General features: G+C 56.3%; 21 protein-coding genes. 15 read left to right on the forward strand and 6 right to left on the reverse strand.

Features of this window, described 5'->3' with window-relative positions; genetic code table 11:
• Window positions 1-47 precede the first annotated feature (47 nt).
• Both kdsD and DXX3274_RS02170 read right to left on the reverse strand, forming a co-directional pair.
• Complete coding sequence (gene kdsD, locus DXX3274_RS02165) at window positions 48-1,034, reverse strand: arabinose-5-phosphate isomerase KdsD (protein WP_042858330.1); 987 nt, start codon at window positions 1,032-1,034, stop codon at window positions 48-50.
• Between the two features lie 30 nt (window positions 1,035-1,064).
• Entirely contained in the window at window positions 1,065-2,027 is a 963-nt protein-coding gene (locus tag DXX3274_RS02170; RefSeq protein WP_039694580.1) for a calcium/sodium antiporter, read from the reverse strand.
• Between the two features lie 280 nt (window positions 2,028-2,307).
• Between DXX3274_RS02170 and mlaF the strand changes: the two genes are divergently transcribed.
• The 7 genes from mlaF (at window position 2,308) to murA (ending at window position 7,179) form a co-directional block, all read left to right on the forward strand.
• Window positions 2,308-3,117: a phospholipid ABC transporter ATP-binding protein MlaF gene (gene mlaF / locus DXX3274_RS02175; RefSeq protein ID WP_042858332.1), complete on the forward strand. Its 810-nt coding sequence runs from the start codon at window positions 2,308-2,310 to the stop codon at window positions 3,115-3,117.
• 3 nt (window positions 3,118-3,120) lie between these two features.
• Window positions 3,121-3,903: a lipid asymmetry maintenance ABC transporter permease subunit MlaE gene (gene mlaE, locus DXX3274_RS02180; RefSeq protein ID WP_042858333.1), complete on the forward strand. Its 783-nt coding sequence runs from the start codon at window positions 3,121-3,123 to the stop codon at window positions 3,901-3,903.
• Window positions 3,904-3,907: 4 nt separating this feature from the next.
• Window positions 3,908-4,537, forward strand: coding sequence for an outer membrane lipid asymmetry maintenance protein MlaD (gene mlaD, locus DXX3274_RS02185; RefSeq protein ID WP_042858335.1), 630 nt, complete (start codon window positions 3,908-3,910; stop codon window positions 4,535-4,537).
• Window positions 4,538-4,548: 11 nt separating this feature from the next.
• Window positions 4,549-5,181 (forward strand): phospholipid-binding protein MlaC, encoded by a 633-nt coding sequence (gene mlaC / locus DXX3274_RS02190; RefSeq protein WP_042858337.1) that lies wholly within the window; start codon window positions 4,549-4,551, stop codon window positions 5,179-5,181.
• Window positions 5,174-5,476, forward strand: a complete 303-nt coding sequence (gene mlaB, locus DXX3274_RS02195) for a lipid asymmetry maintenance protein MlaB (RefSeq protein WP_042858338.1) — start codon at window positions 5,174-5,176, stop codon at window positions 5,474-5,476. The genes mlaC and mlaB overlap by 8 nt, the downstream gene beginning before the upstream one ends.
• Window positions 5,477-5,608: 132 nt before the next feature.
• Window positions 5,609-5,863, forward strand: coding sequence for a BolA family iron metabolism protein IbaG (gene ibaG / locus DXX3274_RS02200; RefSeq protein WP_038663133.1), 255 nt, complete (start codon window positions 5,609-5,611; stop codon window positions 5,861-5,863).
• Window positions 5,864-5,916: 53 nt separating this feature from the next.
• Window positions 5,917-7,179 carry a UDP-N-acetylglucosamine 1-carboxyvinyltransferase gene (gene murA, locus DXX3274_RS02205; protein ID WP_042858341.1) on the forward strand — a complete coding sequence of 421 codons (1,263 nt, stop codon included), beginning with the start codon at window positions 5,917-5,919 and terminating at the stop codon, window positions 7,177-7,179.
• 54 nt (window positions 7,180-7,233) lie between these two features.
• Here the strand turns inward: murA and degS are convergent, their stop codons facing one another.
• From degS to zapG, 3 genes are all read right to left on the reverse strand, one after another.
• Window positions 7,234-8,295, reverse strand: coding sequence for an outer membrane-stress sensor serine endopeptidase DegS (gene degS, locus DXX3274_RS02210; protein WP_038917565.1), 1,062 nt, complete (start codon window positions 8,293-8,295; stop codon window positions 7,234-7,236).
• Window positions 8,296-8,383: 88 nt separating this feature from the next.
• Complete coding sequence (degQ, locus tag DXX3274_RS02215) at window positions 8,384-9,754, reverse strand: serine endoprotease DegQ (protein WP_038663127.1); 1,371 nt, start codon at window positions 9,752-9,754, stop codon at window positions 8,384-8,386.
• 237 nt (window positions 9,755-9,991) lie between these two features.
• Window positions 9,992-10,396: a Z-ring associated protein ZapG gene (gene zapG / locus DXX3274_RS02220; RefSeq protein WP_042858342.1), complete on the reverse strand. Its 405-nt coding sequence runs from the start codon at window positions 10,394-10,396 to the stop codon at window positions 9,992-9,994.
• Between the two features lie 210 nt (window positions 10,397-10,606).
• On the opposite strand from zapG, the gene zapE reads away from it, so the two are divergent.
• The gene (gene zapE / locus DXX3274_RS02225) at window positions 10,607-11,737 is read left to right on the forward strand and encodes a cell division protein ZapE (protein WP_042858343.1); all 1,131 of its coding nucleotides are present in this window, start codon (window positions 10,607-10,609) and stop codon (window positions 11,735-11,737) included.
• A gap of 55 nt (window positions 11,738-11,792) precedes the next feature.
• Here the strand turns inward: zapE and yghX are convergent, their stop codons facing one another.
• Window positions 11,793-12,680, reverse strand: coding sequence for a YghX family hydrolase (gene yghX, locus DXX3274_RS02230; RefSeq protein WP_042858344.1), 888 nt, complete (start codon window positions 12,678-12,680; stop codon window positions 11,793-11,795).
• 474 nt (window positions 12,681-13,154) lie between these two features.
• Between yghX and rplM the strand changes: the two genes are divergently transcribed.
• From rplM to DXX3274_RS02270, 7 genes are all read left to right on the forward strand, one after another.
• Complete coding sequence (gene rplM, locus DXX3274_RS02240) at window positions 13,155-13,583, forward strand: 50S ribosomal protein L13 (protein ID WP_012883052.1); 429 nt, start codon at window positions 13,155-13,157, stop codon at window positions 13,581-13,583.
• A 15-nt stretch (window positions 13,584-13,598) separates the two neighbouring features.
• Entirely contained in the window at window positions 13,599-13,991 is a 393-nt protein-coding gene (rpsI, locus tag DXX3274_RS02245; protein ID WP_013316025.1) for a 30S ribosomal protein S9, read from the forward strand.
• Window positions 13,992-14,246: 255 nt separating this feature from the next.
• The gene (locus tag DXX3274_RS24370) at window positions 14,247-14,873 is read left to right on the forward strand and encodes a TetR/AcrR family transcriptional regulator (RefSeq protein ID WP_042858346.1); all 627 of its coding nucleotides are present in this window, start codon (window positions 14,247-14,249) and stop codon (window positions 14,871-14,873) included.
• Window positions 14,866-16,119 (forward strand): multidrug effflux MFS transporter, encoded by a 1,254-nt coding sequence (locus DXX3274_RS02255; RefSeq protein WP_042858347.1) that lies wholly within the window; start codon window positions 14,866-14,868, stop codon window positions 16,117-16,119. The genes DXX3274_RS24370 and DXX3274_RS02255 overlap by 8 nt, the downstream gene beginning before the upstream one ends.
• Before the next feature lie 241 nt (window positions 16,120-16,360).
• Window positions 16,361-17,002, forward strand: a complete 642-nt coding sequence (gene sspA, locus DXX3274_RS02260) for a stringent starvation protein SspA (RefSeq protein WP_024104257.1) — start codon at window positions 16,361-16,363, stop codon at window positions 17,000-17,002.
• Window positions 17,003-17,006: 4 nt separating this feature from the next.
• Window positions 17,007-17,504: a ClpXP protease specificity-enhancing factor gene (gene sspB / locus DXX3274_RS02265; RefSeq protein WP_042858348.1), complete on the forward strand. Its 498-nt coding sequence runs from the start codon at window positions 17,007-17,009 to the stop codon at window positions 17,502-17,504.
• 134 nt (window positions 17,505-17,638) lie between these two features.
• Complete coding sequence (locus DXX3274_RS02270) at window positions 17,639-18,049, forward strand: GFA family protein (RefSeq protein ID WP_042858349.1); 411 nt, start codon at window positions 17,639-17,641, stop codon at window positions 18,047-18,049.
• Window positions 18,050-18,117 lie beyond the last annotated feature (68 nt).

Here is an 18,117-nt window from a genome sequence, read left to right on the forward strand (position 1 = left end):
ACACATATCCTTGGTTTTTCATTCCGCGTTGTACGCACGCCGCCGGTTCATACCACGCCGGCGCGCAGCATATCGTGCATGTGGACGATCCCCAGCAGGCGCTCGTCCTCCGCCACCAGCAGCGAGGTGATATGGCGGGATTGCATCAGGTTCAGAGCATCCACCGCCAGCGTTTGCGGCGTAACCCGGATACCGCCGCGGGTCATCACATCGGCGATGCCGGCGCTGTTCAGGTCGATATTCATGTCGAACACCCGGCGCAGGTCACCGTCGGTAAAAATGCCTTCGATACGATCGCCGGGGCCGCAAATCACCGTCATCCCCAGATTCTTGCGGGTAATCTCCAGCAGCGCGTCACGCAGCGATGCGTCGCGGCCGACACGGGGGATTTCGTCGCCAGTGTGCATGATATCGTTGATCCGCAACAGAAGTTTGCGGCCAAGTGCGCCGCCGGGGTGCGACAACGCGAAATCTTCGGCGGTAAAGCCGCGCGCCTGCAACAGCGCGACGGCCAGCGCATCGCCCATCACCAGCGTGGCGGTGGTGCTGGAGGTCGGCGCCAGACCCAGCGGGCAGGCTTCCTGCGATACGTGGACGCAAAGATGGATGTCCGCCGCTTTGGCCATGGTGCTTTCCGGATTGCCGGTCATGCAGATCAGGCACACCTGCAGGCGCTTCAACACCGGGATGAGCGCCAGAATTTCATGGGACTCGCCGGAGTTGGAAATGGCGATTACGATATCTTGCGCGGTAATCATGCCCAAATCGCCGTGACTGGCTTCGCCGGGGTGGACGAAAAAAGCGGGCGTGCCGGTGCTGGCGAAGGTGGCCGCCATCTTGCAGCCGATATGCCCCGACTTACCCATGCCCATCACCACTACCTTGCCGTGGCAGTAAAACATTTTCTCGCAGGCGTGCGAAAAATTGTCGTCAATGTATTGATCCAACTGCGCGAGGCTGTCGCGTTCGATGGTCAGGACCTGCCGGCCGGCGGTCTGGAAATCGAAACCAGGTTGTAGCTCGAAATGTGACATGTAAAACATCCTGCGTTGCCAATGCTCTGGCTATGAGAACAAGAACAGCACCGAAAGGTACGCGATGAACGCACACAACAGCAATGCGCCCGCGCCCTGACCGATGCGCCGTTTCTGGCGGAGACAGAGAACCGTCAGGAGCGCGCTGACCCCCAGCATCACCCAGTAGTCGCGCGCAAACGCGAGCGGGTTTACCGCACCGGGGGACAACAGGGCGGGCACGCCCAGCACTATCACGATATTAAAGATATTGGAACCAATCAGGTTGCCGAGCGCGATGTCGTCTTCTTTTTTCAGGGTGCCGACGATCGCGGTCGCCAATTCCGGCAGACTGGTGCCGACGGCCAGCACCGTCAGCCCGATGGTCAGTTCGCTGATATTAAAGTAATTGGCGATGACCGTGGCGTTATCGATCACAATCCGCGCCGACATCGGCAGAATAATCAGGCCGATCAGCAGCCATAACAGCGCCACGGTCTGATTATTTTCTCTGGGCAGCTCGGCCATCTGCTCGCGGGTCAGGCTGTCGTCGCCGCGGTTCTGGGCGGCGTGCGCCATACGCAGCATCAGCACGATACAACCACCGGCGGCCAGCAACAGAATCACGCCATCCAGGCGGCTCAGGAAGCTGTCGTGCAGCAGGACGCCGCACAGCAGCGTTACCACCAGCATGGGCGGCAGTTCCTGACGCAGCAGTGTGGAATGAAAGGTCAATGGGCGGATCAGGACGGCGCTGCCGAGGATCAGCAGAATATTGGCGATGTTCGAACCCAGGACATTGCCGACCGCCATGTCGGTCTGATGGTTGAGCGCGGCGGTCACGGATACCATCAGTTCGGGCAGCGAAGTACCCATTCCCACAATCGTCATGCCGATAATCATCGGCGGTACGCCAAATGTGCGGGCCAGTACGGCAGCGCCATACACCAGACGGTCGGCGCCATAAACCAGTAATACTAAACCAACAATTAACAGTACTGTCGCAAAAAGCATGCAGCGTCCTTTATTCAGGTATAATCACCGGTTTATTGGCGAACAAACCAGTATTTCTGGACGAATAATAAGCAAAACCGCCATTTTTCCTCGTTAGCGCTAATTCTGACTGCGCAGGGCGAAAAAGTAAAACCAATGGCAATTTTGGTCACGAACCGGTGTCCTGATTCTGTAACAGTGAAGGGCCAGCGTAACACCCCGGAAGACGGTTGTCGGGGCGGTGCGGCGCAAAAATGTGAAAACGGGCGGCTGCCATCGGCGGTCGTTGAGGAAAGAGACCATGAACCACGAAAATCTGGTAGAAATTCGCGGGCTCAGTTTCCGGCGGGGCAACAGGCCGATTTTTTCGGATGTCTCGCTGAACGTGCCAAAACAAAAGATCACGGCCATCATGGGGCCGTCCGGCATCGGTAAAACTACGCTGCTGCGTCTGATTGGCGGACAACTGCAACCGGACAGCGGCGAAATCTGGTTCGACGGGGAAAATATTCCGATTCTTTCCCGTTCCCGTCTGTATGAGACCCGTAAGAAAATGAGCATGCTGTTTCAGTCCGGTGCGCTGTTTACCGATCTGAACGTGTTCGACAATGTCGCCTGGCCGCTGCGCGAACATACGCAACTGCCCGAGCCGCTGCTGCACAGTACGGTGATGATGAAACTGGAAGCGGTTGGGCTGCGCGGCGCGGCGGAACTGATGCCGTCGGAGCTGTCGGGGGGAATGGCGCGGCGGGCGGCGCTGGCGCGCGCCATTGCGCTCGACCCGCAGCTGATCATGTTCGATGAGCCGTTCGTCGGCCAGGACCCGATCACCATGGGCGTGCTGGTGAAGCTGATCGACGAGTTGAATCATGCGCTTGGCGTGACCTGCATCGTAGTGTCCCACGATGTACCGGAAGTGCTGAGTATTGCCGATTATGCTTACATCATCGCCGACCAACGGGTGGTGGCGGAAGGTTCGCCGGCTGAATTGCAGCAGAATGACGATCCGCGCGTGAGGCAGTTTCTGGACGGCATTGCCGATGGCCCGGTGCCGTTCCGCTATCCGGCAGGCGATTATCAGCATGGGCTGTTAGGCTTGAGGAGTAAGTAATTCATGCTAGTACAGGCATTAGCGTCGCTGGGACGCGTTGGCATTCAGGTCTGCGCCGCTTTCGGGCGTGCCGGGCTGATGCTGTTCAATGCGCTGGTCGGAAAGCCGGAGCCAGCCAAACAGTGGCCGCTGCTGCGCAAACAGCTGTATAGCGTCGGCGTGCAGTCGCTGCTGATCATCATGGTGTCCGGCGTCTTCATCGGTATGGTGCTGGGGTTGCAGGGGTATCTGGTCCTGACTACCTACAGCGCCGAAGCCAGTCTGGGCATGATGGTGGCGTTGTCGTTGCTGCGCGAACTGGGGCCGGTGGTGACCGCGTTGCTGTTCGCCGGACGCGCCGGTTCCGCCCTGACGGCGGAAATCGGGCTGATGAAGGCCACCGAGCAGTTATCCAGTATGGAGATGATGGCGGTGGACCCGTTGCGCCGCGTGGTGGCGCCGCGATTCTGGGCCGGGGTAATCACCATGCCGCTGCTGACGGTGATTTTTGTCGCCGTCGGCATTTGGGGCGGGGCGCTGGTCGGCGTGGACTGGAAAGGCATCGACAACGGCTTTTTCTGGTCGGCGATGCAAAACGCGGTGGAGTGGCAGAAAGACTTGCTCAACTGCGTTCTCAAGAGCCTGGTGTTTGCCATTACCGTTACCTGGATTGCGCTGTTCAACGGTTATGACGCGATTCCGACGTCAGAAGGCATCAGCCGCGCGACGACCCGCACCGTGGTGCATTCGTCGCTGGCGGTACTGGGATTGGATTTTGTGCTGACAGCACTGATGTTTGGGAAATGAGTCGATGCAAACAAAGAAACATGAAATTTGGGTTGGCGTATTCATGCTGATTGCGCTGTGCGCCATAGTCTTTTTATGTCTGAAAGTCGCTGACCTGAAATCGCTGGGGCAACAACAGACCTACCGTTTGTACGCGACCTTCGACAATATCGGCGGTCTCAAAGCGCGTTCACCGGTGAAAATCGGCGGGGTGGTGATTGGCCGGGTGGCGGATATCTCGCTGGACACCAAGACGTATCTGCCGCGGGTGGCGATGGATATCGATAAGCGTTACGACCACATTCCGGATACCAGCTCGCTGGCGATTCGGACTTCCGGTCTGCTGGGTGAACAGTATCTGGCGCTGAACATGGGTTTTGAAGACGAGGACATGGGCACGTCGATTCTGAAAGACGGCGGCACCGTCCAGGACACCAAGTCGGCCATGGTGCTGGAGGACCTTATCGGTCAATTCCTATATAAGAGCGGCGGCAACAATACTGACAATGCCAGCCAGAATAATGCCGGTCAGGACACGGTTACCCCACATAATGCGAATCAGAGCCATGCTCAACCGGCACCAACCAAACCGGCGGAGAAAAGTGGCGAGGCGGCAACCCCTGAACCTGGCGCAAAACCAGCCCAACAGCCTTGAGAGGACACAGCATGTTGAAACGTTTATTGATGGTTGCTTTGTTGGTGGTAGCCCCGTTTGTCAGCGCTGCTGACCAGACCAACCCTTACAGCCTGATGCGCGACGCGGCGCAGAAAACCTTCGACCGCCTCAAAAATGAACAGCCGCGCATTAAGCAGGACCCCAGCTATCTGCGTACCGTAGTGCGTGAAGAACTGCTGCCTTATGTGCAGGTGAAATACGCCGGCGCATTGGTGCTGGGCCAGTATTATAAGAATGCTACGCCGGATCAGCGCGAGACTTATTTCAAGGCGTTTGAGGCTTATCTGGAACAGGCATATGGTCAGGCGCTGGCGTCTTATCACGGTCAGACCTACGAGATCGCGCCGGAGCAGCCGGTGGGCAACGCCGAGATCGTTTCCATTCGCGTGACCATCATCGATAACGGCGGCCGCCCGCCGATTCGTCTGGATTTCCAGTGGCGCAAGAACACCAAAACCGGTTACTGGCAGGCGTATGACATGATCGCCGAAGGGGTGAGCATGATTACCACCAAGCAGAACGAGTGGGCGTCCACGCTGCGTCAGAACGGCGTCGACGGCCTGACTAAGCAGTTGCAGGCCGCGGCTCAGCAGCCGATTTCGCTGGGTCAGAAAAATGGCTGACGCGCTGCGCTGGCGACAGGAAGACGGCGCCCTGCGTCTGGAGGGCGATCTGGACCGGAATACGCTGTTGCCGCTGTGGCGGCAGCGCGACGCACTGCTGAACGACAGCAGCGTGCTGGATGTCGGTCAGGTGGCGCGGGTGGATTCTTCCGGGCTTGCCCTGCTGGTGCATTTCTATCATCAGCAGGAACAGCGGGGGAAACCGCTGGCGATTATCGGCGCCAGCGACCGGCTTCGCACCCTGATTCAGCTATATAACCTGAGTGAAATCATTCCCGTTCGGCCAGCCGACTGAACCTTGCATTCCGGTTAGCATCGATCCCCCTTGTCGCGTGTGCGCAAGGGGGATTTCTTTTGTTTAAGATAACGACAGATTCATCTAAGATACCACCCTGTTTATCATCCCCCTGACGTAGAATCGAGAGCAATGGAAAACAACGAAATTAAAGACGTGCTGATGAGCGCGCTGGCGCTGCAGGAAGTGCATGTTTCCGGTGACGGCAGCCACTTCCAGGTCATTGTGATAGGTGAGTTGTTCAAGGGTATGAGCCGCGTAAAACAGCAGCAGGCGGTCTACGCGCCGCTGATGGAATACATCGCGGATAATCGCATTCATGCGTTGTCGATCAAGGCTTACACCCCTGAAGAATGGCAGCGCGACCGCAAACTGAGCGGTCTGTAATTCAGCGGCCGCCCGGCCGTGCTATTGAGTCTGAACATTGAGAAATCGTCACTATGGATAAATTTCGTGTGCAGGGTCCAACCCGGCTCGCTGGTGAAGTCACCATTTCCGGCGCTAAAAACGCAGCTCTGCCCATTCTGTTTGCCGCATTGCTGGCTGAAGAGCCGGTAGAAATCCAGAACGTTCCCAAGCTGCGTGATATCGACACCACCATGAAGCTGCTGAGCCAACTGGGCGCGCATGTCGAGCGCAACGGTTCCGTACATGTGGATGCCAGCGCGGTTAACGTGTTCTGCGCACCCTATGACCTGGTGAAAACCATGCGCGCGTCAATTTGGGCGCTGGGTCCGCTGGTGGCGCGCTTTGGTCAGGGGCAGGTGTCGTTGCCGGGAGGCTGCGCCATCGGCGCCCGTCCGGTTGATTTGCACATCAATGGCCTGGAACAGATGGGCGCGCACATCACGCTGGAAGAAGGATATGTGAAGGCCACGGTCGACGGTCGGCTGAAAGGCGCGCACATCGTGATGGACAAGGTCAGCGTCGGCGCGACCGTCACCATCATGAGCGCCGCCACGCTGGCGGTGGGCAAAACCATCATTGAAAACGCCGCGCGTGAGCCGGAAATCGTCGATACCGCGAATTTCCTCAATACGCTGGGCGCCAAAATCAGCGGCGCAGGCAGCGACAAAATCGTCATTGAAGGCGTGGAACGTTTGGGCGGCGGGGTCTATCGCGTGCTGCCGGACCGCATTGAGACCGGTACTTTCCTGGTGGCGGCCGCGGTGTCCGGCGGTAAGGTCATGTGCCGCCACACCCGTCCGGATACGCTGGATGCGGTGTTGTCCAAACTGCGCGAAGCGGGTGCTGATATCGAAATCGGCGAAGACTGGATCAGCCTGGACATGCATGGTCGCCGGCCGAAAGCGGTCAACGTGCGTACCGCTCCGCATCCGGGATTTCCGACCGATATGCAGGCGCAGTTCAGCCTGCTGAATCTGGTGGCGGAAGGCACCGGCGTCATCACTGAAACCATTTTCGAAAATCGCTTCATGCATATCCCTGAACTGATTCGTATGGGAGCGCAGGCGGAAATCGAGAGCAACACGGTGATTTGTCATGGCGTTGAGCACCTGTCTGGTGCGCAGGTAATGGCGACCGACCTGCGTGCGTCGGCCAGTCTGGTACTGGCGGGATGTATCGCGGAAGGCACCACGCTGGTAGATCGTATTTATCATATCGATCGCGGCTACGAACGCATTGAAGACAAATTACGCGCCTTGGGCGCCAACATTGAACGTGTGAGCGCTAACGACTAATCGTTCCTGCCGGGCGGCCTGTTCGTCGCCCGGCGTTTTCCCACGAGGTTTGGCTTAGTCGCTGGGATATTCCTGGATAGTCATATCGAGCTTTATTTCCTGATTATCACGTAAAATGACCACCGGAATGACCGAACCGGGGCGAATTTCCGCCACCTGATCCATCGTTTCTATCACCGAACGCGCCGGTTTGCTGTTGACCTCCAGCAGCAGGTCGCCCTCTTTGATGCCAGCCTTATCCGCCGGGCCGCCGGAATCGACCTTATTGACGATGATACCCTGTAGCCGCTCCAGACCGGTTACCTGGTTGCCCAGTCGCTCTCGCTGCGCGCCACTGATACCGATATAACCACGAATCACCCGTCCATCGCGGATCAGCTTGTTCATGATCTTGGTCGCGAGTGCGGTAGGTATGGCAAAACCGATACCTTCCGGCGTACCGCCATCGTTGCTTTTATCAAATGATAGCGTGTTGATGCCGACCAGCTCGCCAAGCGTGTTAACCAGCGCGCCGCCGGAATTGCCGCGGTTGATGGAGGCGTCGGTTTGCAGAAAATTCTGCCGGCCGGAGGAGCTAAGTCCCACCCGACCGGTCGCGCTGACAATCCCTTGTGTCACCGTCTGGCCGAGGTTGTAGGGATTGCCGATGGCCATCACCACATCGCCGACGTGGAACACCCGCTTCGGATTGATGGGGATTTCCGGCAGATTTGCGCCTTCGATTTTCAGTACCGCCAGGTCAGTCAGGCTGTCTGAGCCTACCAACAGTGCTTCAAAGATGCGGCCATCCTGCAGCGTGACCACAATTTGTTCGGCATTGCTGATCACATGCTTGTTGGTCAGGATGTACCCTTTGTTGTTCATGATCACGCCGGAGCCCAGCGTACGGATATTCAGCTCGTTTTGGGCGCTCGGGTCGTTGGCCTGATTGTATACGTTCACCACGGCTGGCGCGGCGCGGCGCACTCCCTGATAATAGCTGACCGGGGTTTCCTGGCTGTCGCCGCCGCCGGATTTGAGCAATCCCTGATTGGAACGCAATGCCGGGATTGCCAGCAGCAGGATGCCGGCCACGATGACACCGAACAGCGCCGAACGTAACAGTTTGGTTAGCATGAGCGTTTGGGGTGCATAAAGAAGGTTGAATCGCAGAATATCAGAGAAGAATGGACACCGCATCGCGCGGCGTCCATTTTTTCATGGCTTAACGCAGTAACAGATAGATACTCTCGTCGCCGCGGACAATATTCAGGGCCAGCACCGAAGGTTTGGCTTCCAGAATTTTGCGCAATTGGGTGATGTTTTCCACGCGCTCGCGGTTCACGCCGACAATAATGTCGCCTTTTTGCAGGCCGACCTTGGCGGCGGCGCTGTCTTTAGCCACATTATCGATCGCCACGCCTTTGTTGCCGTCCTTCAACTGCCCGTTGTTGAGGGTCGCACCTTGCAGGGCTGGAGACAGTGTATCGGCATTGGTGGTGACGTTGGCGCTGTTGTCCAGCACGACCGCGACTTCCTGCTGCTTACCGTCGCGCAGCAGGCCGATACGTACTGTTTTGCCCGGCGCGGTGGTGCCGATCTTGGCGCGCAGTTCGGCAAAGCTGCTGATGGGTTTGCCATCCAGCGATACCAGCACGTCGCCCGCTTTAATGCCGGCTTTGGCGGCGGCGGACTTAGGAATGACCTCGCTGACGAAGGCACCGCGCTGTGCGTCCACCTTGAACGCTTTGGCGATTTCAGAGGTCATCTCGCTGCCCTTGATACCCAGCAGGCCGCGTTTCACTTCGCCGAATTCCACCAACTGCTGCGTCAGATTCTGCGCCATGTTGCTCGGAATAGCGAAACCGATGCCGACGTTACCGCCGCTCGGCGCCAGAATCGCAGTGTTGATGCCGATCAGTTCGCCCCGCAGGTTAACCAGCGCGCCGCCGGAGTTACCGCGGTTGATGGAGGCATCGGTCTGGATAAAGTTTTCCAGCCCTTCCAGGTTCAGGCCGCTGCGACCCAGCGCGGAAATGATGCCGGACGTCGCGGTCTGTCCGAGCCCGAACGGGTTGCCGACGGCAACGGCGAAGTCACCGACGCGCAGCTGATCGGAATCGGCCATTTTGACCTCGGTGAGATTCTTGGCGTCATTCAACTGCAACAGGGCGATATCGGTCTGCTCGTCGCGGCCGATCAGTTTGGCGTCGTATTCCCGACCGTCATTCAGCTGCACCTGAATTTTATCGGCGTTGTTGACGACGTGGTTATTGGTCAGCACGTAGCCTTTTTCGGCATTGATGATGACGCCGGAACCCAGCCCTTCAAACGGGCGAGAGTTCTGTTTTTCAGAAGGCGTGTTGGGACCGAAGAAGAATTTAAACTCTTCCGGGATACGCTGGCGCTGTACCTGCGTGCCTTCCACATGGACGCTCACTACGGCGGGCAGCACCTTTTCCAGCATCGGCGCCAGGCTGGGCAGAGCCTGACCTTCTACAACCGCAGGCAACGCGGCATTGGCCGGGGGCAGCGAAGACAACGACAGTCCAATACCGAGTGCCAGTGCGCTATATAACAACGATGTTTTTTTCATTGATTGTTAACTCTCTCACGACCTGCCTATGAATAAAACAATGATATATAAACTCAAACTTGCGGTGAAGACTCAGACCCAGGGCAGTGTGTAAAGTTCACTGATATTTCGTCAGCAGAATGTAACGACCGTCGTTGCGGGGGAAGATGATAGCGGCCGACGATAGGGTCATACCCTGACGACAAACCTCGTGCCGCCAGGGTGAATAAAATCGGAAAGATCGGTAAAAATAACCGGTCACTTGCCGATCGGGCGTGTACCGCGCAGCAGGCCGGAAGCGCTGTCCGAATAGTCGCGGGGCGGCATGTCCACCGGCGCCTGATCGTTGTCCGACTCTGCTTCGGTCAGACGATAGCGGAACGGGTTATCCTGCATCGGGACATCCGGCAGCAGGCTGTTGGAGCTTTTCGCCATGTGCTGATAGAGCTGGCGGTAATCGCGCGCCATGTTGTCGAGCAGTTCCGCGCTGCGGGCAAAGTGATTGACCAGTTCCTGACGATATTCTTCCAGCTCGGTTTTGTTTTTCTCCAGTTCGTTTTGCAGTACCTGCTGCTGGCGCAGTTTACGGTTGCCGAACCGCATCGCGACAGCGCCAATGATGACACCGATAACAAATCCAATCAGCGCAGACTCCCAGGTCATAAAACGACTCCTATTTTGACTTCGTTGTCCCGTAGGGTTTTTTCACTTAATAATAGTCACTATAACCGCTAACCTCGCCGGAGTGGAGCCCCTGTGTCTGGTCTGACCGGGAACACAGGCGCCGCGAAGCGGTAACGCCCACGATCGCGGGCTGAACCGGCGTCAACGCACGATAAAATACAACGAAATTTTTCTCAGGGATTTTGCGCTATGCAGAGAACAACCCCTTTGGCACTTTACCAGCAGGCTTTGGCGGCACAGACCTACCAGCCGGACGAAGTGCAGTATCAGACGGTCATCCGCCTGAACGCCATTCATCAGACGCTGACGGAACAGGTGTGGGCGCCCGCGGAAAGCAGCGCGCCGGGACTGATGGCAAAATGGCGAGCCTGGATCGGGCAGAAGGAAAAATCGCCGTCGCCGGTACAAGGGCTGTATATGTGGGGCGGCGTGGGGCGGGGTAAGACCTGGCTGATGGACCTGTTTTTTCACAGTCTGCCTTCGGAACGCAAGCTGCGTCTGCACTTTCATCGTTTCATGCTGCGCGTGCATGAAGAATTGAATCAGTTGCAGGGACAGGAAAATCCGCTGGAAAAGGTGGCCGACGGGTTTAAGGCGCAAACCGACATTCTGTGCTTCGACGAGTTCTTCGTCTCCGATATTACCGACGCCATGCTGCTGGCGGAACTGCTGCGGGCGCTGTTCTCCCGAGGCATTGCGCTGGTGGCGACCTCCAATATTCCGCCGGATGAACTGTACCGCAACGGGTTGCAGCGCGCGCGTTTCCTGCCGGCTATCGAGTTGATCAAGCAGCATTGCGCTGTATTGAATGTGGACGCCGGCATCGATTACCGGTTGCGTACCCTGACTCAGGCGCATCTGTATCTGACCCCGAATAATGCGGATACCGACGCCGAAATGCAGGCGATGTTCCGCCGCCTGTCCGGGCGTGATTTCAGTCAGCCCGGTCCGGTGCTGGAGATTAATCATCGACCGCTGGCGACGCTGAGCGCCGGCGACGGGGTGCTGGCGGTGGATTTCGCCACCCTGTGCCTTGAGGCGCGCAGCCAGAATGACTACATCGCGCTATCGCGGCTGTACCACACCGTGCTGTTGCATCATGTTCCGGTGATGGAAGTTAAAGACGAGAACGCCGCTCGCCGCTTTCTGGCGCTGGTGGACGAGTTTTACGAACGCCGGGTGAAGCTGATTATGTCTGCGCAGGCGACGATGTTCGAGATTTATCAGGGCGAACATCTGAAGTTTGAATACCAGCGCTGCCTGTCGCGTTTGCAGGAAATGCAGAGCGAAGAGTACCTGCGTCAGCCCCACCTGCCGTGATTGTCGCTTGCCGCCGGGAAATGACGGCGGCAAGGCGCTTTTAGTGAATGGCGGCTTATACCAGATAGCGCCGGAACCAGGCGATGGTCCTGTTCCATGCCAGGTCGGCGGCGGCTTTGTCGTACCGCGGCGTGGAATCGTTATGGAAGCCGTGATTGGTGCCGGGGTAGACGTAGGCTTCGTAGGTTTTATTGGCGGCTTTTAACGCGGATTCATACGCCGGCCAGCCGGCATTGATGTTGTCGTCGCGCTCTGCGTAGTGCAGCAATAACGGTGCTTTGATGCGGGAGACGTCTTCCGGCTTGGGCTGGCGTCCGTAAAACGGCACGGCGGCGGCTAGCTCCGGATAGGCCACGGCTGCCGTGTTGGATACGCCGCCGCCGTAGCAAAATCCGGTGATGCCGACTTTGCCGGTCGCGTCTTTATGCTTCATCAGAAATTCGACTGCGGCGAAGAAATCATTCATCAGTTTGGTTGGGTCGATCTGCTGCTGGAGTTCCCGCCCTTTGTCGTCGTTGCCCGGGTAGCCGCCGACTGAGCTCAGGCCATCCGGCGCCAGCGCGATAAACCCTTCTTTTGCTAAACGCCGCGCCACATCCTCGATATACGGGTTAAGCCCTCGGTTTTCATGCACCACCACCACAGCGGAAACCGGGCCGTTGGTTTTGGCTGGCCGCACAAGATAGCCGCGCACGCTGCCGTGACCGTTAGGGGAAGGGTAGGTGATGTATTCCGGGATGATCGCCGGGTCGGTGAATTCCACCTGCTGCGCCAACGCATAGTTCGGGCTCATCAGGGAGAGAATGGTCATGGCGGTCAGGCCGCCCGCGGCATACCTGGCGGCGCGCTCCAGAAATTCGCGCTTGGTCAGCTTGCCGTGCGCGTAATAGTCATAAAGCTCAAGCAATTCCGGTTGAAAATCTTTTGCTGTAAGGCGCGTCATCTCACTCTTCCTCCGCTGATGTTGTTCCAACTCAATGTAGCAAAAAGAAAAGCGGGCCGGAGTGGACGCACCATAGGTCAGCAGGATACGGGGTTGATGATGCGGAATAAAATTTTTATTTATCAATATATTATCGCGAACAGGCGCGACGGTGATGTTCGGTTGCCCGCGCCGTCTCCACAATGCTTACCATTCTTTACTTTTCGCGGAGGCGGTTTTGCTCCGTCGCGGTTATGCAGGCTCAAATCTTTCGCCATTTGGTTGAGAAAAAAGTCGATCTTTGAAATCGACTTCTCTATAATCTTGCGACCCCACGTTACAACAAAGTTTTTTCCCGAAACTTTAATCGCGCTGGCAATTGCTATTCGAAGGGGTAGGTTTGCTGGACTAGATAGCCGTGTGAACCTCAAAACACTATATTTATGAAGCGTTTGGGTGTTCACCAACGTGTAACTTAAATTGGGTAAGCTTTTAATGAAAACTTTTACAGCTAAACCAGAAACCGTAAAACGCGACTGGTACGTTGTTGATGCGAGCGGTAAAACTCTTGGCCGTCTGGCTACTGAACTGGCTCGTCGTCTGCGCGGTAAGCACAAAGCGGAATACACTCCGCACGTTGATACCGGTGACTACATCATCGTTCTGAACGCAGAAAAAGTTGCTGTAACCGGCAACAAACGTTCTGACAAGATGTACTACCATCACACCGGCCACATCGGTGGTATCAAAGAAGCGACCTTTGAAGAGATGATTGCCCGCCGTCCTGAGCGCGTAATTGAAATCGCGGTTAAAGGCATGCTGCCGAAGGGCCCGCTGGGTCGTGCTATGTACCGTAAACTGAAAGTTTACGCTGGTAACGAGCACAATCACGCGGCACAGCAACCGCAAGTTCTGGACATTTAATCGGGATTACAGGCAATGGCTGAAAATCAATACTACGGCACTGGTCGCCGCAAAAGCTCCGCCGCTCGCGTATTTATCAAACCGGGTAGCGGCAACATCGTCATCAACCAGCGTACTCTGGAACAGTACTTCGGCCGCGAAACTGCTCGCATGGTCGTTCGCCAGCCGCTGGAACTGGTCGACATGGTTGGTAAACTGGATCTGTACATCACCGTTAAAGGTGGTGGTATCTCCGGTCAGGCCGGTGCTATCCGTCATGGTATCACCCGCGCTCTGATGGAATACGACGAATCTCTGCGCTCTGAATTGCGTAAAGCTGGCTTCGTTACTCGTGACGCTCGTCAGGTTGAACGTAAAAAAGTCGGTCTGCGCAAAGCACGTCGCCGTCCGCAGTTCTCCAAACGTTAATTTCTGGCTGCCTGGCAGCGAAATCAACGCAGAAAAACCCGGTGCCTGTCACCGGGTTTTTTTATTGTTGGCGTTAAACCGTTTTCCCGGGCAGTGTGATTGTTTCGGATGTAACTCTCGCCAGTTGTTCCACGGCGGTGTCATGCTATTATAAAAGGCTACCTATCGGTAGGTAGTATTTGTGGTTATTGACGTAACGTGTTGAACTACCAACATACCCGGCTGATCCGATACTCCAGATAGCGGAAGGACAGAATGCAGGCACGAACCTTATCGGTTGACAGAATTTGCGTGGCTGCTGCCGCGCACTTTGCTGAACATGGCTACGATGCGGCGTCTCTGAATGAGATAGCCAAAGCGGTCAATATCAAAAAAGCGTCTCTCTATTCGCATTTCGCCAGTAAAAACGCGCTGTTTATGACGGTTTTTGACGATACGTTGCGCATTGAGACGGCATTTGCTCAGCAGTGCTTTGACGATGAAACGCCAGATGAGCTGCCGGGCAGTCACTATTTCTCCTGCCTTGCGAAACGTTACGCCGATTCGGCTTATCTTCGCTTTTTATTGCGCACAGGCTATCTGGCCCCCGCGGCGTTATATGACCAGATATCGTTGGGTTACGAGCAATATCTGGGGCTATTGCTGAACGCCTTTATCAATAAGCTGCATTCCGGCCACGACACACGCCTGCTGCCGGCGGACGACGTGGAACAGCTTGGGCAGGCGTATCTGGGTATTGTTGACAGCCTGCACGTCAAGCTGGTTTATACCGCCGAGCCGGATTTTTCACGCAGGCTGACGGCAATGCGGCGGCTGCTGTCTGATGCTTTGCAATGCGCAATCCTGTCGTCCAGACAATCGCGAGGGCAACACCATGTCTGAAAGGTATCAACACTCCACCACAACGATGACGTATCCCCTGATCTTGCTGCTGGCGTTGTTGACGGCATTGGACGCCATGGCGATAGACATGTATTTGCCAGCCATGCCAGCGCTGGCTATGGATTTCGGCGCCTCATCGGGCAAGGTGCAGCAAACATTGTCCGTGTTCCTCGTGGGGCTGGCTTTGGGGCAAGGCATCTGTGGACCGCTGCTTGATCGCTATGGCCGGCGCGTTCCCTTGCTGGCCGGCCTGGTGATTTTTATTGGCGGATCCGTGATGGCTGCGTTGTCGCCGTCAATCGAGTGGCTGATGCTGGCGCGCTTTCTGCAAGCACTGGGCGCTTCCGCCGGGCTGGTGGCGCCACGCGCGATTGTGGCTGATTTATACAGCGTCGCCGAGTCGGCACGTATTTTTTCCCTGTTGATGCAGGTGATGATGATTGCCCCGATTCTGGCGCCGTTACTGGGCGGCTATTTGCTGGCGCATGGCGAATGGCGTCTGGTTTTCTGGGTGCTGGCGGGCCTGGGCGTCGCGGGGTTGATTTGGGGGATACGCATCATCCCCGAATCACTGAGTGAGGAAAAACGCCTGGCGTCCCGCGCTGGAAATCTGTCTCCCGGCAATATCGTGCGGGCGTATGTCCAGCAGTTTGGCTATGGAGTTTTCATGGCTTATACCCTGGCAGGTGGGGTGATTTTTGGCTCGCTGTTTGTCTATATCAGTTCCTCCTCGTTTGTCTTTACCCAGTCTTTCGGGCTGACGCCCGCGCAGTTTAGTTACATTTTTGCGGCGAATGCCGTCAGCCTGGTGATAGGAGGGCAAATCAGTACGACGCTGCTCAGACGACGAGTGGGTGAGCAACGGATCATGATGTTTGGCATCGTGATTCATATTCTGGCTGGGCTGGTGCTATCGATACTGATTCTGGCCGAGGGGATTGGGCTGTGGGGATATCTGCTGCTGCTGGCGACGACGATCGGTACGCTAGGGTTGGTATTTGGCAACCTCACCGCACTGACGATGGCGAATGCGGGCGGGCAGGCGGGGGTTGCTTCGGCGTTGATGGGGATGTTGCAGTATCTGATCGCCGCACTGGTTGGGTATGGCGCCAGCCAGGTGTTGCCAGGGCCGGTGGTGTTGCCGGTGGTGATAGTGCTGTGCGGCGTAGCGGCGATGCTACTGTGTATCTTAGCCAATCGTATGGCGCAGACCGCTTTTTCCACCTGTTATGGCGATAGAGAATAAACAGAGAATAAATCGCCTTATATGACAAGTGGTTAACAATGATAAACGGCTTATTCCCCCACAAAACAAACAGAATCTGATACACTATTCGCCGGTTTTGTGCCTGTTCGCCAGCAAGTGATTTTAACAGAACGACGGATGTCGTCCGCTTTCCCCGCGGGGAAGTCCAAACGCGGCAAGGCCAGCAGGATCCTATTCGATCGGTTGTTCGCCGTATTTTTTCGATAACTTGGAGGTTTTCATGGCTGTCGCTGCCAACAAACGTTCGGTGATGACGCTGTTTTCCGGTCCGTCCGACATTTTTAGCCATCAGGTCCGCATCGTACTGGCCGAGAAAGGGGTGAGTGTCGAGATTGAACAGGTGGACATGGATAATCTGCCGCAGGACCTTATCGACCTCAATCCTTACGGTTCCGTACCGACGCTGGTTGACCGTGAGCTGACGTTGTATGAATCACGTATCATCATGGAATACCTGGATGAGCGTTTCCCTCACCCGCCGTTGATGCCGGTCTATCCGGTAGCGCGCGGTAACAGTCGCCTGATGATGCACCGGATTGAACAGGACTGGTATTCGTTGATGAAAACCGTCCTGAATGGCAATGCACAGGATGCCGAGGCCGCGCGCAAGCAACTTCGTGAAGAACTGCTGGCGATCGCCCCGGTTTTCAACGAAGCCCCGTATTTCATGAGTGAAGAATTCAGTCTGGTGGATTGCTATCTGGCACCGCTGCTGTGGCGTCTGCCGCTGTTGGGGATTGAATTGAGCGGTTCCGGCGCCAAGGAACTGAAAGGCTACATGACGCGCGTGTTCGAGCGCGATGCCTTCCTCGCTTCCCTGACTGAAGCTGAGCGCGAAATCCGGTTGCAATCCAGAGGGTAATGGCATGACGTTGTCTCAGCTCTCTCCGCGCCGCCCGTATTTATTACGGGCCTTTTATGACTGGTTGCTGGACAACCAGCTGACGCCGCATCTGGTGGTGGATGTGACCGTTCCCGGCGTGCAGGTGCCGATGGAGTTTGCCCGCGATGGGCAAATTGTCCTGAATATTGCGCCGCGTGCGGTGGGAAATCTCGAACTGGCTGACGACAGCGTACGTTTCAACGCGCGTTTTGGTGGTGTTCCCCGGCAGGTGTTCGTTCCGATGGCCTCGGTCATGGCGATTTATGCCCGGGAAAATGGCGCGGGCACCATGTTTGAGCCGGAGCCGGCCTACGAAATCGTCGAAGAGTTTGGCGAGCAGCCTCAAACCGAAGATGAGTCCAAACCGACGCTGATATCGGTGGTGGACAACGAACCACCCTCTTCGCAGAACGAGCAGCCGGATGACGAGCCGCCGCAGCCGCCGAGAGGCGGCAGACCTTCTCTACGTGTGGTCAAATAATCGCGATTGATAAAAAAGGCACATCACTGTGCCTTTTTTATTGGTTGGAAGAAAAGTAGTAACAGTAACGTACTTTGCTGTGTATCAACGGGTTTATCCATTGTCAGTGTCGTGTCTAACCGAAGGAGAATGTGATGAAAACCAGTCAAGGCCGCTGTTTATGCGGTGCGGTAACCATAACGGTCCCTGAGTCATGTACGCATGATGTTTACGTCTGCCATTGTGGTATGTGCCAGAAATGGGGCGGTGGACCGTTGATGGCGATTGAGTCTCAGCATGATGTGGTGATTGAAGGGAAAGAGCATATCGGTTTTTATCGCTCTTCCGACTGGGCGGAGCGCGCGTTCTGCCGTACATGCGGGACTCATCTGTTTTATCGGTTGCTTGAACCGGAGATCTACTCGCTTTCGGCGGGGCTATTTTCAGACGGACAAAAACGACTGGTTTCGCAAATCTATATTGATAATAAGCCTGATTATTACGACTTTGCGCAGCAAACCCCAATGATGACTGAACAGGATGTCATTGATTTACATAAAGCGTAATACCCGATCGATCGCCAACCAGAAAAGCCAAAGGCGGCCTGAGCCGCCTTTGGGATATCCTGAAAGCA

The organism is Dickeya sp. NCPPB 3274 (assembly GCF_000406205.1).
Classification (GTDB): Bacteria; Pseudomonadota; Gammaproteobacteria; order Enterobacterales; family Enterobacteriaceae; genus Dickeya; species Dickeya fangzhongdai.

Bases quoted from the DNA above. Each gene is read 5' to 3' on its own strand.
- kdsD (WP_042858330.1), bottom strand. From the start codon at position 1,034: ATGTCACATTTCGAGCTACAACCTGGTTTCGATTTCCAGACCGCCGGC.
- DXX3274_RS02170 (WP_039694580.1), bottom strand. From the start codon at position 2,027: ATGCTTTTTGCGACAGTACTGTTAATTGTTGGTTTAGTATTACTGGTT.
- mlaF (WP_042858332.1), top strand. From the start codon at position 2,308: ATGAACCACGAAAATCTGGTAGAAATTCGCGGGCTCAGTTTCCGGCGG.
- mlaE (WP_042858333.1), top strand. From the start codon at position 3,121: ATGCTAGTACAGGCATTAGCGTCGCTGGGACGCGTTGGCATTCAGGTC.
- mlaD (WP_042858335.1), top strand. From the start codon at position 3,908: ATGCAAACAAAGAAACATGAAATTTGGGTTGGCGTATTCATGCTGATT.
- mlaC (WP_042858337.1), top strand. From the start codon at position 4,549: ATGTTGAAACGTTTATTGATGGTTGCTTTGTTGGTGGTAGCCCCGTTT.
- mlaB (WP_042858338.1), top strand. From the start codon at position 5,174: ATGGCTGACGCGCTGCGCTGGCGACAGGAAGACGGCGCCCTGCGTCTG.
- ibaG (WP_038663133.1), top strand. From the start codon at position 5,609: ATGGAAAACAACGAAATTAAAGACGTGCTGATGAGCGCGCTGGCGCTG.
- murA (WP_042858341.1), top strand. From the start codon at position 5,917: ATGGATAAATTTCGTGTGCAGGGTCCAACCCGGCTCGCTGGTGAAGTC.
- degS (WP_038917565.1), bottom strand. From the start codon at position 8,295: ATGCTAACCAAACTGTTACGTTCGGCGCTGTTCGGTGTCATCGTGGCC.
- degQ (WP_038663127.1), bottom strand. From the start codon at position 9,754: ATGAAAAAAACATCGTTGTTATATAGCGCACTGGCACTCGGTATTGGA.
- zapG (WP_042858342.1), bottom strand. From the start codon at position 10,396: ATGACCTGGGAGTCTGCGCTGATTGGATTTGTTATCGGTGTCATCATT.
- zapE (WP_042858343.1), top strand. From the start codon at position 10,607: ATGCAGAGAACAACCCCTTTGGCACTTTACCAGCAGGCTTTGGCGGCA.
- yghX (WP_042858344.1), bottom strand. From the start codon at position 12,680: ATGACGCGCCTTACAGCAAAAGATTTTCAACCGGAATTGCTTGAGCTT.
- rplM (WP_012883052.1), top strand. From the start codon at position 13,155: ATGAAAACTTTTACAGCTAAACCAGAAACCGTAAAACGCGACTGGTAC.
- rpsI (WP_013316025.1), top strand. From the start codon at position 13,599: ATGGCTGAAAATCAATACTACGGCACTGGTCGCCGCAAAAGCTCCGCC.
- DXX3274_RS24370 (WP_042858346.1), top strand. From the start codon at position 14,247: ATGCAGGCACGAACCTTATCGGTTGACAGAATTTGCGTGGCTGCTGCC.
- DXX3274_RS02255 (WP_042858347.1), top strand. From the start codon at position 14,866: ATGTCTGAAAGGTATCAACACTCCACCACAACGATGACGTATCCCCTG.
- sspA (WP_024104257.1), top strand. From the start codon at position 16,361: ATGGCTGTCGCTGCCAACAAACGTTCGGTGATGACGCTGTTTTCCGGT.
- sspB (WP_042858348.1), top strand. From the start codon at position 17,007: ATGACGTTGTCTCAGCTCTCTCCGCGCCGCCCGTATTTATTACGGGCC.
- DXX3274_RS02270 (WP_042858349.1), top strand. From the start codon at position 17,639: ATGAAAACCAGTCAAGGCCGCTGTTTATGCGGTGCGGTAACCATAACG.